The sequence below is a fragment of the Ktedonobacter sp. SOSP1-85 genome, from assembly GCF_016587415.1.
GTDB lineage: Bacteria > Chloroflexota > Ktedonobacteria > Ktedonobacterales > Ktedonobacteraceae > Ktedonobacter.
In genome coordinates, this window is sequence record NZ_BNJI01000001.1 from 3,529,107 (window position 1) to 3,542,561 (window position 13,455).

12 protein-coding genes are annotated in these 13,455 nt (G+C 55.9%); 8 read left to right on the forward strand and 4 right to left on the reverse strand.

Features of this window, described 5'->3' with window-relative positions; genetic code table 11:
* Positions 1 to 122 precede the first annotated feature (122 nt).
* The 5 genes from sufC to KTE_RS14710 all read left to right on the forward strand — a co-directional run bounded on the left by sufC (position 123) and on the right by KTE_RS14710 (position 4,746).
* Positions 123 to 941, forward strand: coding sequence for a Fe-S cluster assembly ATPase SufC (gene sufC, locus KTE_RS14690; RefSeq protein ID WP_007912687.1), 819 nt, complete (start codon positions 123 to 125; stop codon positions 939 to 941).
* Positions 942 to 1,011: 70 nt separating this feature from the next.
* Positions 1,012 to 2,391 (forward strand): Fe-S cluster assembly protein SufD, encoded by a 1,380-nt coding sequence (gene sufD / locus KTE_RS14695; protein ID WP_201382061.1) that lies wholly within the window; start codon positions 1,012 to 1,014, stop codon positions 2,389 to 2,391.
* Positions 2,392 to 2,723: 332 nt separating this feature from the next.
* The gene (locus KTE_RS14700) at positions 2,724 to 3,992 is read left to right on the forward strand and encodes a cysteine desulfurase (RefSeq protein ID WP_201382063.1); all 1,269 of its coding nucleotides are present in this window, start codon (positions 2,724 to 2,726) and stop codon (positions 3,990 to 3,992) included.
* A gap of 16 nt (positions 3,993 to 4,008) precedes the next feature.
* Positions 4,009 to 4,419: a Fe-S cluster assembly sulfur transfer protein SufU gene (sufU, locus tag KTE_RS14705; protein WP_007912676.1), complete on the forward strand. Its 411-nt coding sequence runs from the start codon at positions 4,009 to 4,011 to the stop codon at positions 4,417 to 4,419.
* 6 nt (positions 4,420 to 4,425) lie between these two features.
* Positions 4,426 to 4,746, forward strand: coding sequence for a non-heme iron oxygenase ferredoxin subunit (locus KTE_RS14710; RefSeq protein ID WP_007912675.1), 321 nt, complete (start codon positions 4,426 to 4,428; stop codon positions 4,744 to 4,746).
* Between the two features lie 54 nt (positions 4,747 to 4,800).
* Here the strand turns inward: KTE_RS14710 and KTE_RS14715 are convergent, their stop codons facing one another.
* Positions 4,801 to 5,715: a PhzF family phenazine biosynthesis protein gene (locus KTE_RS14715; RefSeq protein WP_201382065.1), complete on the reverse strand. Its 915-nt coding sequence runs from the start codon at positions 5,713 to 5,715 to the stop codon at positions 4,801 to 4,803.
* Positions 5,716 to 6,065: 350 nt separating this feature from the next.
* A complete protein-coding gene (locus KTE_RS14720) occupies positions 6,066 to 7,844 on the reverse strand; it encodes a chloride channel protein (protein WP_374226809.1) in 1,779 nt (592 codons plus the stop codon).
* A 274-nt stretch (positions 7,845 to 8,118) separates the two neighbouring features.
* Between KTE_RS14720 and KTE_RS14725 the strand changes: the two genes are divergently transcribed.
* The 3 genes from KTE_RS14725 to KTE_RS14735 all read left to right on the forward strand — a co-directional run bounded on the left by KTE_RS14725 (position 8,119) and on the right by KTE_RS14735 (position 11,287).
* A complete protein-coding gene (locus tag KTE_RS14725) occupies positions 8,119 to 8,718 on the forward strand; it encodes a metal-dependent hydrolase (protein ID WP_201382067.1) in 600 nt (199 codons plus the stop codon).
* Between the two features lie 45 nt (positions 8,719 to 8,763).
* On the forward strand, positions 8,764 to 10,539 hold the full coding sequence (locus KTE_RS14730; protein ID WP_201382069.1) for a DUF2079 domain-containing protein: 1,776 nt from the start codon (positions 8,764 to 8,766) through the stop codon (positions 10,537 to 10,539).
* A gap of 262 nt (positions 10,540 to 10,801) precedes the next feature.
* Entirely contained in the window at positions 10,802 to 11,287 is a 486-nt protein-coding gene (locus KTE_RS14735; protein ID WP_201382071.1) for a YggT family protein, read from the forward strand.
* Positions 11,288 to 11,358: 71 nt separating this feature from the next.
* On the opposite strand, the gene KTE_RS14740 is transcribed toward KTE_RS14735, so the two are convergent.
* Positions 11,359 to 12,738 (reverse strand): WD40 repeat domain-containing protein, encoded by a 1,380-nt coding sequence (locus KTE_RS14740; protein ID WP_201382073.1) that lies wholly within the window; start codon positions 12,736 to 12,738, stop codon positions 11,359 to 11,361.
* Positions 12,738 to 13,283 carry an RNA polymerase sigma factor gene (locus KTE_RS14745; protein ID WP_201382075.1) on the reverse strand — a complete coding sequence of 182 codons (546 nt, stop codon included), beginning with the start codon at positions 13,281 to 13,283 and terminating at the stop codon, positions 12,738 to 12,740. The genes KTE_RS14740 and KTE_RS14745 overlap by 1 nt, the downstream gene beginning before the upstream one ends.
* Positions 13,284 to 13,455: the final 172 nt, after the last annotated feature.

Sequence of the window (13,455 nt, forward strand, 5' to 3'; positions counted from 1 at the left end):
TTGAGTACCATGATTCGCACTTACTTCTGATCCGAAAACCCTGAGCGCGAAGCGCTAGTCACGTCAGTGACGTTGGGTTTCGGAATAAGACTTAGACTTAATTGAGGAAGGTGTTATCCATAATGGGATCTGAACTCGTTATAAAGAACCTTCATGCCAATATTGAAGGTAAGCCTATTCTGCGTGGCGTCGACCTCGTGGTCAACCAGGGTGAGGTTCATGCGCTGATGGGACCCAACGGGTCCGGCAAAAGCACCCTGGCGAATGTGATCATGGGTAACCCCAAGTATGAAGTCACCGATGGTGAGATCTGGTTCAAGGGCGAGAATATTCTTGAGTACTCTCCCGACCGCCGCGCGCGTATGCGCCTCTTCCTGGCGTTCCAGTATCCTATGTCCATTCCCGGTGTGAGCGTGGCTAACTTCCTGCGCCGCTCTCTGGAGGCTGTGCGTGAGGGCAATAAGCCCCTTGAAGAGGGTGAGAATCCTACCGGCAAGATGGGCAAGCGCCGGGCCGTTCCCCCAGGTGAGTTTCGCCGCCTCCTGCAAGAGAAGATGAAGCTGCTGAAGGTTGATAATAGCTTCATCAACCGCTCGATCAACGATGGCTTCTCCGGTGGTGAGAAGAAGCGTGCGGAGATCCTCCAGATGGCCTTGCTGGAGCCTGAGATCGCCCTGATGGACGAGACCGATTCGGGTCTCGACATTGACGCGCTGAAGATTGTCTCCGAGAGCGTGAACGCGCTCCGCGGTCCCGACCTGGGCATTCTGCTGATCACCCACTACCAGCGCATGCTTAACTACATTACCCCCGACTTTGTGCATGTCATGTACCAGGGCCGCATCATCAAGTCCGGTACGAAGGAACTGGCGCTCGAGCTTGAGGATAAGGGCTACGAGTGGCTGACATCCAATGAGAATGGGGTGGCCACGAATGCTTAATGCTCTAACTACAGGTTTCACAAAGGACGCGCTGCTTGAGCTGTCGCGTCAGAAGGGGGAACCTGAGTGGATGCTACAGAAGCGCCTTCAGGCCTGGGAGCATTATGAGCAGACTCCCGCCCCCCTGGGACGCCGCGGCGACCTGGGCACCCTCCAGAATCTCTCTCGCTTTAAGTTCCAGGAACTAAAGCCCTTTGTTCCCGCGCCGGATACCTCGCTTCCTCCAGCCATTCAGCAGTCGCTGCAAGAGTCGCTGGTCAATGAGCGCTCCGGCCTGATCGTGCAGCATAACTCGTCGGTTGTGTATATACACCTGAACGATGAGTTGAAGGCGCAGGGGGTCATCCTGACCGACCTGGAGACCGCCGTTCGCGAGTATCCAGAGCTGGTGCAGGAGCACTTTATGACGAAGTGTGTCCCCGCGACTGCGAGCAAGTATACTGCCCTGCACGCGGCCTTCTGGACGGGTGGCTTCTTTCTCTATGTCCCAGATGGCGTGGAGATCGAGGCGCCGATCCTGGCCCAGGTCTGGGTCGATAGCTCTGCATCGGCTATCTTCTCCCACTCACTGGTGATCGCGGAATCCCAGAGCAGCACCCGCTTTGTGCAGGAGTTTACCTCCAGCGTCGAGGCCGAGCATCCCAGCCTGGTCAGCGACGTGGTTGAGGTCATCGCCAAACGTGAGGCAATGGTCGAGTTCAGCAATTTGCAGGATCTCGATCAGCATACCTGGCTCATCACCAACAAGAACGCGACGCATGAGAACGATGCCAGCGTGACCTTCGTGATGGCCGATCTGGGTGCCCAGCTCAACCTCAATAGCATTGGCGCGGGCCTACAGGGCAATGGCTGTGCCGCTGAACTGGTGGGTGTCTTCTTCACCGACCACAACCAGCGCTACGCCATCAATACCCTCTCGGACCACGTTGGCGTCTCAACCAACGCGGAGACCATGATCAAAGGTGTCCTGACCGATGAGTCACGCGTCGAGTTCGATGGCATGATTCGTATCCATAAGAATGCGCAGCAGACGGCCTCTTTCCTGGCCGCGCATGGTCTATTGCTAAGCAAGAAGGCTCGTGGCGAGTTTATTCCCGGCCTGGAGATCGCCGCGAACGATGTCAGCGCTAGCCATGGTGCCACCACGGGCCAGATTGATGAGGAGCAGCTTTTCTACCTGATGGTACGCGGTATCGCGCGCCCAGAGGCCGAGCGCATCATCGTTCAGGGCTTCTTCGAGCCAGTCTTGCAGCGCATCCCCCTGGAGAACCTGCGCATCCGCCTGCGCCGCAGCATCATCTCTCGTATGAGTGGTGAGTCCGCGACCGAGGCCGATACCTGGGTTGACGCCCAGGAGCGCTGGGAGATCGAGGGTGTCGACGAAGGTGCCATCTACCTCGATGACTCAACTCGTCCTCAATCAGACGAGATTGAACTCAGCGAGTACTAGTCACACAGCGCTAAATACACAATGGGCACCCTCCAGGCCGGTGGGTGCCCTCTATGCTCTCTGGCCACCTGAGACGCGGTCGGGACCAGCCTGTCCCCGAATGGGGGCTTTAGCGCGTCCGAACGCCATTTATGGCAGTGCGGCGCAAGCCTGCTTTTGCTGCTGACAAGTAACCTATCACGTGACATGGTTCCCAGGAACAATTTGGGCTAGCACCGAAGTGCGATTAATCGCCTTTGAACGCGCTAAAGCTGGTCCCTACCAACCTGGGAAGCGGCCTTAGCAGGGTGGTGTATTTTGTGGATCCCTACAATTAGCAGCAAGGAAAAACTATGGTGACATCTGAGAAGCAGACACAACAGACACGCAGTGGACGCACCGTCGCCGAGGTGCGCGCGGATTTCCCTATCCTCGCACGCCAGGTACACAATAAGCCTCTAATATATCTCGACAGCACGGCCAGCTCGCAGAAGCCCCAGGCTGTCATCGAGACCATGAATACCTACTACCAGACCTATAACGCGAATGTACATCGCGGAGTCTATACGATCAGTGAAGAGGCTACCGCGGCCCAGGAACGTGCTCGCGTCAAGGTTGCACGCTTTATCAATGCTCGCCATAGCAAGCAGGTGATATTCACACGTAACACGACCGAGAGCATCAACCTGGTCGCCTATAGCTGGGGCAGCGCGAATATCCACACCGGAGACCTGATTGTGCTGACCGAGATGGAGCACCACAGCAATCTGGTCCCCTGGCAACTGCTCGCCCAGCGCACGGGCGCGCGTTTGGAGTTCGTTCCGGTCACCGATGATGGCCTGCTGCGCCTGGATATCTATCAGCAGTTATTGGAGCAGCGCCCCAGGCTGGTCGCCTTTACGCATATGTCGAACGTGCTGGGAACCATCAATCCCGTACAAGAGATGATCGCCCAGGCCCATGCCGTCGAGGCCATCGTCCTGGTGGATGGCGCGCAGAGTGTTCCCCACCTGCCAGTGGACGTCCAGGCCCTCGACGCCGATTTCTACTGCTTTAGCGCGCACAAAATGCTGGGTCCAACGGGTATTGGTGTGCTCTATGGCAAGCGTGCCCTGCTGGAGGCTATGCCCCCCTTCATGGGTGGCGGCGATATGATCCGCACTGTCAAGCTCCACGAGTCCACCTGGAACGATCTGCCCTGGAAGTTTGAGGCAGGCACCCCCGCGATTGCCGAGGCCATCGGCCTGGGCGCGGCAGTCGACTACCTGAATGAGCTGGGCATGGACTGGGTTCAGGCCCATGAGCAAGAAATGACGGCCTATGCCCTGGAGCAGCTCCAGCAGGTTCCGGGCCTGACTATCTATGGTCCCCGCGAGATCGGCCAACGCGGTGGCGTCATCTCCTTCACACTTGGCGATGTCCACCCCCACGACCTGGCCTCGATTCTCGACCAGGAGGCCGGTGTGGCCATTCGCGCCGGACATCACTGCGCGCAACCACTCATGGAGCGCTACGATGTGCCCGCAACCGCCCGCGCCAGCTTCTACGTGTATACAACAAAAGCAGATATCGACGCCCTCGTCCAGGGCCTGCACAAAGCCCTCCAAATCTTTACTTTCTAAAAAGAGGCATACATATATGGCAATGGATTTTTACCGCGAATATATCCTGGATCACTATCGCAATCCACGTAATTTTGGTACCCTGGAGCAGCCCGATGTGCATTCAGAGGACTCCAATCCGCTCTGTGGCGACCAGCTTGCCATGGACCTGGTCGTGCAGGATGGGCGCGTCGCTGAGGTCCGCTTCAAGGGGCGTGGGTGCGCGATCAGCCAGGCGTCAGCCTCCATGCTCTCAGAGATGATTGAGGGCCAGCCGATAGACGAGGTTGTAAAGTTGGGGAAAGAGGAAGTGTTGGAGGTACTAGGCATTCCCATCAGCCCTGCTCGCACCAAGTGCGCCTTCCTCTCCCTGCGTGTACTCCATCGGGGCCTGGCTATGGGAGGCTTTGAGCACCCCAATCTTGATGATGAAGATGAGGACGAATAAGACCGTATGACTGAGTTCTATAAGGCAGCTCGCCTGGAAGAGATCAAAGAAGGCGAGCTTTACGCGGTAGAAGTTGATGGCGAACCAGTCTGCCTGACGAAGGTGGAGGGCCAGATCTGCGCCTTTACCGATAATTGCACCCACATCAGCGGCCCCCTCAACGAGGGCGAGCTGGAGGGCTGCACGCTGACCTGCCCCTGGCATGGCGCGCAATTCGACGTGCGCACCGGCAAGGTGCTGCGCGGTCCCGCACGCCAGGACCTCCATACCTACTCCATCAAAATCGAAGATGAAACCATCTTCGTCGGCCTCCCCGAAGAAGAATAACAGGTACTGAGAAGCGCCCTGGCAACTTGCGGCTGCCAGGGCGCTTCTCAGCACCTACTCCAGGGTGAAAGTACCTTCACCCATGTAGTAGCACTGGCCTCCTACACGCACACGCGTGATCTCCTGGCCCTGGTGCGCTATGCGAATGCGCACAAAGCTGGGGCGTCCCATTTCAAAACCCTGCTCGCTGATGATCTCGACCTCCTCATGTCGTGTATCCACTACGTTGTGGCGCGTGAGATAGGCACCCAGGGGACCGCTGGCCGCGCCCGTGGCCGGGTCTTCAGCGATCCCAAATTTTGGTCCAAACATGCGACTATGGACGGTCGCGCCCTCTGTTTCGCCTCCGCGCGCGAAGACAAAGACGCCCATCGCCTCGCTCTCACTCAACTCGCGATCATGTATATCGCGCTTAAAGCTCACGCGCTTGACGGCTTCCAGGCTTTTGAGTGGCACAAAGAGGAAGGGCACGCCACAAGAAACAATCTCCAGGGGCAGCGTCTCATCCAGATCTGTGAGCGACAGAGAAAGCATTTCCGTGATCACCTCGCGCCGCTCGAAGCGCTCACCAAAGCTGGGCAGCGGCTGCTGCATCTCTATGCTCTCTACCAATCCACTACGCGCCTGGAAGCTTACGGGAATCGGCCCGACTTTCTCTTCCAGGGTAATGCGTGTCTCACCCTCCGCCAGTTTGGTCATGCCTTCATGTGCCAGGACAAAGCCTGTGCCTAGCGTGGGATGGCCCGCCATGGGCAATTCGAGCGCGGGCGTAAAAATACGTAGCTTGTAGTCATGTTCGGCCTGCTCTGCTGGCAAGACAAAGGTTGTCTCCGAGAGGTTCAGTTCCTTCGCCAGTGCCTGCATCTCGGCGTTTGTGATGCCCTGCCCATCAGGGAAAACGGCCAGGGGATTGCCACCAAAGGCCCTATCCGTAAAGACATCTACCAAAATATAACGTAGTTTGCGCATCTTAGCTGCTCCTTTCTCCTACTGCCCTTCATTATGCCACAAGCCACTCCCCTCCTCATCGATTTACCCCTCTCGTGGAAACGCGCCCCTCTCTCGGTAGGGGACCAGCTTCAGCGCGTCCGAACGCCATTTATGGCAGTTCGGCGCAAGCCAATCTCCTGCGTAGGCAACAAGCAACCTAGTGCCAAAGTGCGATGAATTGCCCTCGGCGGAAACGTTTACAGTGCGTCGTTTCACCAAAAAGAAGGCGGGCCTGGACACATGTGTCCAGGCCCGCCCAAACTCGCTATCGTAGGATTAGTATATGCTGTTTGTGTAGAAACACATCCAGAGGTAGCGATATGCCTGCCTTAGTCTCCTGTTGTTTGACTGCCTGCGAGTGTTTCCTTTCTGGCGCGCGAGGGAAAGAGCAAGCGCAGGTGCAGCAAGCGCTCGCGCTCGCGCTCCTCCGCCAGGTTGCGTGAGCGGGCCTTGAGCAGGTCCTGGAGTGAGACCATGCCCACCAGTTGCTCTGGATGCTCACGTTCAACTACCGGGAAACGCGTGTAGCCGGTCTCGGCCATGCGATAGACTACGCTGCGCAGATTCTCATCTTCATACGCCACAACCGGGCTGGCCTGGATGCAGTCGGCCAGTTGGCGCTTGCCCGGCTCGTTGCGTACCAGGTTCATCAAGTCGTGGCGTGTCGCGACACCCTCAATCCGCACCTGGTCATCAACAATGGGATAGAGGTGCTGAATGCCACGCTGCTGCGATTGACCCTCTGTGAGCAAACTGCTCAATTCGTCGCGTGTAATGCTGGCGGGAATGGCGACCACGCTGGTACGCATGACCTCGCGTACAAAGAGGATCTCCAGGGGATCGGTAGCATATTCACGACTAAGATGATATCCTCGGCGACTTACCTTCTCGGTAAGGATCGAACGTTTCAAGACCAGCACGCTAAATGTATAGGCCACCAGGGTTGCCAGCAGCAGCGGAACCAGGGCATTAAAGTCGTGCGTGAGTTCTAATGCGAAGACCAGGCTGGTAAAGGGGACGCGCATGGTTCCCGCGAGCATCGCGGCCATACCGATCAGCGCCCAGAAGCCCGGTCCTTCGTTGGGGAGAAACAGGCTCACAGCCGCTCCTAACGCGCAACCCATCATCAACAATGGGGCCAGCACACCACCCGAGGTGCCTGAGCCAAGCGAGAACGACCATATCAAGAGCTTGACCAGTAGGACGCCCAGGATCAACTGGAGCGAGACATCTCCCCGCAGCAACTGCGCAATAACATCATAACCAACGCCCAGCGCGCGTGGATAGATCAATCCGCCAATGCCAATGCCCAGACCACCAATAGCTGGCCACCACATCCAGTGAATGGGCAGGAGTGAGAAGGTATCCTCGAAGCGATAGACCAGGTAGGTCATAAGCGCTGAGACCAGTCCCGCCAGGACGCCGACCAGCAGACAGCCCAGGAAACCTACCGGACCAATAAATGCCACATGTGCCGGCACCGGGAAGATTGGGCCCGCCCCCAGAATGTAGTAGCGCACAATCCCAGCCGTGGCGCTTGCCAGGGCCACAGGGATCAGGCTGCGCGGCTTCCACTCAAAGAGCAAGAGTTCGACTGCCAGCAGCAGCGCCGCCACAGGCGTGGCAAACGTTGCCGACATACCTGCCGCTGCCCCCGCCACCAGCAGCGTCTTGCGCTCGCTACTGGAGAAATGAAAGAATTGCGCGATCAGAGAACCAATGGCGCCGCCCGTCATGATGATTGGTCCCTCGGCGCCGAAGGGGCCACCACTCCCAATCGAGATCGCCGCCGAGAGCGGCTTGAGTAGTGCTACCTTGGCCTCGATCTTGCTGCCATTCATTAAGATAGCTTCCAACGCCTCGGGAATTCCATGCCCTCTGATCTTAGGCGAGCCAAAGCGCGCCATAAAACCGATAATCAGTCCACCTATTACAGGCACCAGCACAATGAAAATCCCCAGGGGACTCTGTGCAGGACTGACAAGGGCCGTATCCCAGCGTAGATAAAAGAAGAGATTTGTACATAGTCCGATTAATTTTAATAAGAGTAGAGCTATAAAGGTGCTCACAATACCAATGACAAGCGCGATGAGCGAGATGAAAAGCATACGTGGGGTAGTCGTAAAATCCCCCAGCTCATGATTGACCTTCTTTTGACTACCTGCTTTTTTCGCCGCATCCCTCCCCGCCTGTCGATGTTCCTCCTGCCACGCATTAATTGCCAATTGTTTCTCCTTAGTAGTAGACACATATCGTTCCTCTGAATATTATATCGTATTACGACATAAATTGAAAGAGGGTGTCTATTGACACCACTCTATATTCTCTCTACAATTGCCCAAGGCAGAAAGAAAATTGAGTTTCAGGGGAGACAAAAAGCGCATGGAAGGTCGCTCACATTTATTGATTGGTCTGGTAGCCGGGGTCGTCTTCGATAGTGTCACGCATATCTCTGGCAATGCTCTTACGGCGGGCACGAGTGTGACGCTCCCACTGCTGGTGAGTAAGGCGGTATATTATGGTGCGGTTGGCTTTGGCGCGCTACTGCCAGATATAGATAATGCACGTAGCACCCTGGGCCATCGCTTTGGTATCATTAGTAAGACGATTCAGGGTATTGCAGGTCATCGCACGGTGTTTCATAGTCTTCTTGGCCTGGCTGTCGGCTCATTGCTAGCCATAGGGCTAGAACGAGTGGTAATATATCTACTGGGCTTACGAGGCTATTCCGCTCCCGCGCATGTCGTAGGCATTTCACATGTCGTTTTCTTTGGTGTCTTGTTTGGATGTGTGATGCACCTCTTATGTGACTCGCTGACCTATGGCGGTATACCTCTGTTCTGGCCTGTCAAAAAACGCTTTGGCATTCCAATGGATAATAAGTTTCGTTTCCGTACAGGTACCTGGCCGGAATTTTTAATAGTCTGGGGCTTTATGTTCGTGGTCGCGGTTTGTATCTGGCAGGGGTATGTCATCCTCTAGCCTTCGTGCCTGCGGCACTCCTACCCAAAGGCGAGTTAAACATTTATGATACGTTTGCCACAATTCTCTATACAGGTTCAAGTATCGCCGCGCGCCCAGGTGCGTCTCTCCTGGTCGTTACTGGTGCTGGCCATGCTGGCTTACGCCTTGATTGTAGGCTTTCTGGCTGTGCTACGCTATACCTCCTTCAAGGCTACGGCTTTCGACCTGGGGAATATGGACCAGGTGCTCTGGAATACCCTGCATGGGCACCCGTTTCAGTGGACGAACCAGGGCGTTGACTGGTATGGCCCCCCCATTCGTCTCGCGCAACACTTCGAGCCAGTGCTCCTGCCCCTCTCGCTGCTCTATGTCTTTGGCGCCGATCCACGCATCCTGCTGATCTTTCAGACGCTGGTCCTGGTGAGTGGGGCGTTACCGATCTTTCTTATGACGCGGCGCTACCTTCCACAGTGGCCTCTGGTGGCCGCGATCATGGTGCTGGGATACCTGCTCTCGGCCCCGTTGATCGGAATCAATCTCTTCGATTTTCACCCGGTGGCGCTGGTCACCCCCTGCTTCCTTTATGCCTTTCTCGCCCTCACCTACCGCCGCTTTGGCTGGTGCCTCCTCTGTTGCGCCCTGGCGGCGATCTGTAAAGAAGAGATTCCTTTTGTGGTGGCGGTCTTTGGCGTGCTGATAATCTGGAAATACCGGGCGCCTCGCCTGGGCCTGATTCTCATTCTGGGTGGTATCCTCTATGGCATCTTTGCCTGGTTGATGATCAAGCATTTCTATCCCGGTAACCAGGGCAATAACTTCTGGTATCGTTACGCCTACCTGGGGGCAACCCCCAGCGATGCGCTTGTGAACATCGTTATGCATCCCTGGGTTCTTCCTATGACCTATCTCACGCTTGAGCGCTTCTACTATCTGGCAGGTCTTGCGCGCTGCTCTGGTTTCTTCAGTGTCTTCGCGCCTGAGTGGCTGCTTCCCGCTCTGCCCAATCTGGCCCTCAATCTCTTGCCCAATAACAATTCCCTTCTTTATAGCGGCATCTATCACTACAATGCCCCCATTATTCCCTTTGTGGTGATGGCGTCGATTATTGGTCTGGCACGCCTGGTGGCACTATGGCAGCAGTGGCGTGGCGAGCCGGTTGACTCCGTATTGGTGACTGATGAGCAGGCGCTACGCGAGAAGGCGCAGGTGGACTCCTTTATGCGTGGCCTGGAGAATGTGCGCCTGACATTCCTTTCGGGCTTATCTTTGTTGTCTCGCCCCTTCACCTTTGCCCGCCCGGGCCTGCTGGCTGTCTCAATCGCAAGCGCGCATCGCCGGAAACGCCTTAATGATCGCGTCGTTGACCTGGCGCGGACGGTGACGCTGGCACGGCTGCAATGGGTGGTCTCGCTCTGGATTGTGTGTATGGTCCTGCTGCATTTTGTGATCATGATTCCCTGGTTCAATGTGCTGCTGCCCGATCATCTGCCGGGCGATCGTGACCAGGCCATCAATCAGTTGCTTGCATCTATTCCGCCAACTGCCTCCGTCTCGGCAAGCGGGACGCTTAATCCTCACCTCACCGAGCGCCCCTATGTGACGGTCTTCCCGCTCATCACCTATACCGATGAGCAGAAGAACCTGCGCACCGTTGATTATATCGTGGTAGATCTCAACAACATCGTTCCTGAAGATGACAAGGATAGTACGGCCCGTATGCTCAACCAGGTTCGTAGTTCGCAACAGTTCTGTACCCTCAAGCAGATTGAAGGAGTGATCCTGCTGGTGCAGAGCAATGGGCATTGTGGCAGCGGCGCGATCAATTCGCCTGCTTCCTGACGCACGGATGCCCCAGAGAAGTCCTGAAATTGCCCGCGTAAACCCATAGCTTTTCACGGGCACGAGATGTTATAATCCATGCAGGCAAACAATTGCTGAACTGTTTGTCTCTGCGCTTTCAGGCAATTGTTGTTGAGGTTTGTTGCCTTTCGAAAAACCTGAGTGCGCTTGCCCCCGAATGGGGGGAGCGCTAGCCACGGCAGTGGCGCCGCGTCCCCGAATGGGGATTGGTTTTTGTATAAGTTGTTGGAGGAATGGCAGGATGCGCAATAATAATCCCTATCCCAATGAGCCAACGAGTGTACAGCCCTCGCGTACGGGGCGCATGGATGATCTTCCTATGAAGCCAGCGTCGCCCCCTTCGCCTGCGGCCGATGAGCCAGGCCCCGAGGTAGAGATAGCGGAGACGCGTCAGGAAGAGGCCCGAACCGTAAAATATGCCATTGGCAAGCTCAATGACTTCCTGCGCTGGTTCTTGACCGTCCTGGAGGTCACGCTGGCAATGCGCTTCCTGCTCAAGCTCATTGGAGCCGATCCCATCAACCTTTTCGCGGGCTTTCTCTACTCACTGACCGATATTATCCTCTTTCCTTTTAGCACGCTGGTTCATCCCTTCTCGGTGCACCCGAACCAGGCCTTTGAGTGGTCAACGCTCATCGCGATGCTCATCTACTTTCTGGTCTTCTGGGCCATCCGCCGCTTCCTGCACATCTTGATTACTGGCCCCGAAGACTCCGTGGAGTCATAAGACAGAAGCAGGGAGGAGGCATGGCGTGCCATGCCTCCTCCCTGCTTCTGCTGCGGTGCACCTTTTGCCCTTTATGAGAGCTTCCAGATGCTTACCGTGTTTTTAGTAAAATCGCCCTGTTTGACCGCTGAGGAAGCAATCTTGCTGCCGTCCTGCGACCAGGCCAGGTTGGCAACCCACTGATTATCACCAAAGGTCGCCACCACTTTCTTCGCGTGTACATCCCAGAGGTGAATCATGGTGTTGCTCTCGGCCAGGTACTTCCCATCGGGTGACCAGGCCAGGGAACCAATGTTTTTGTCCGCGAATGAGGCGATCTGTTTCCCATCACTCACAGACCAGATGTTGACATGGTTGCTATCGGCCGTGCCAAGGGCGAGCATTGTCTCATCGGGTGACCAGGCTCGCGAGAAGGAATGTTGATCATCGATGCTGGCTGGAAGATGGCTTACCAGCGCTTTTGTTGCGATATTCCAGATCTCGATATCCTTTCCCGTGCTAATGGCGATGTGTGTACCGTGTGGCGATAGGCTCATAAACATCAGGTCTCCGTTCTGCGTCAGGGGTGTGCTGACAACCTTGCTTGTGCTGGCACTCCAGGTCTGAATGGTCCAGTGGTGTGGCGGGCCAGCAAAGAGCGAGATGATCTGCGTCCCATCTGTGGACCAGACTGACTCAACTGGCGTCATATAACCGCCGCCGCCGCTACCAGTGCCATAAATGGTGGGTACATAGGTCGTCAGGACCTTGCCTGTGCTAGCATCTACTATCTGTGGCTGTGAACTATCCGTTTCGCTCAGCAGACGGGTATGATCGGGCGACCAGAGGGCATTTGTGCCGTGATTGTCAAGATGTAGCTTCTGCATGCACGTCGTTCCATTGACGATCTCCAGATTTCCATAGGTGGCCGCGAGCTGGCCGTTGGCGGACCAGTCGAACGAGGGTTGTAGTGAGCCAAAGCGCGTGGCTTTGTTATCATTCGCGAATTGACAGAGCCGTTGGGCGCTGGTATAGGTCTTCACGGGCGTCGCGGTTGCGGTTGGAGTGACTTTTGAGCCTGTGCCCGTCGTTTGCCGTGAAAGGTTTAGGACGACAAGCAAACTGCCGACAAGAAGAACCATAACAAAGACCGCGACCAACGTGGTCACACGTCGGGCAAACGTTGAGGCTTGCTTCTTTTCCATAAAGCGTAATCTTCCTTGTTTTAATGTATGCGGCGAGGATGGCTGCTTTTCCGGTTTGGCTGCCGCGTACTCAGCGTGCGTACGAGCGTATTTCATCAGGCGTTGTTCGACCCGCTGTAGGGAGCGATCATGCTCTTCGCGGATCTGCCGGGTGACCTGCTGCATCTCTGAGTGAAACTGGGCCTCGGGCGTGTGCAAGTCGCTGAAACGCTGTTCTACCTGCTCATCGACTTGCTCAGGTGTAAAAGGTTGCTCTTGATGTTCCATTATCTTCCTCCCAGTCGTTTCTCGAAGGTTTGGCGCAACAGGTTTAAAGTGCGTGAGAGGATCATCCGTACAGCTGTATCTCGTTTCCCCAGCATACGCGCGATCTCTGGTGAGCGCAGCCCTTCGACGTAGCGTAAGAGCAGCACCTCTTTTTGCAGTGAAGGCAGGCCTTCAATGGCCGTTATCAGGTCGCGTTGCTCCTCATTGCGCAGCACCGTCCACTCGGGTATGAACTCCCCATCAGGGGAGACCATGTCGCTCGCAACCTCTAAAGGCAGGTTCTGCTGCCGTGCTCTCTTGCGATAATGGTCAACCAGTTTGTTCCGGGCGACCCGCCAGAGCCAGGAGCGTTGCTCTTCTTGAGAGAGTGCGCGCAGAGAATCGCGTTCAAGGGCTGCGATAAAGACCTCCAGGAGCAGATCTTCAGCATCCTCTCTCGACTTCAGGTTGGCCCGTAGATGGGTCAGAAGCGCGGAGGCATGTTGCCGATAGAGCTCTGAAATCCCTATCTCATCCCTGTCATCCAGGGAACGTAAAGGCTGCATGTCATTGTCCTATTCTTAAGAATTTATTTCGCTAGCGAATATTCAGTGAACCAATCGTATAGAAAGGTCAAGTGTAACAATACATATGAAAAGCCACTTTCTCAGAGGTTCCTTCACGCCTGTGTCACTCTGGGGTAAGGGGTGTGCCTGCGGTCGCGCTTGTCAGTATGGT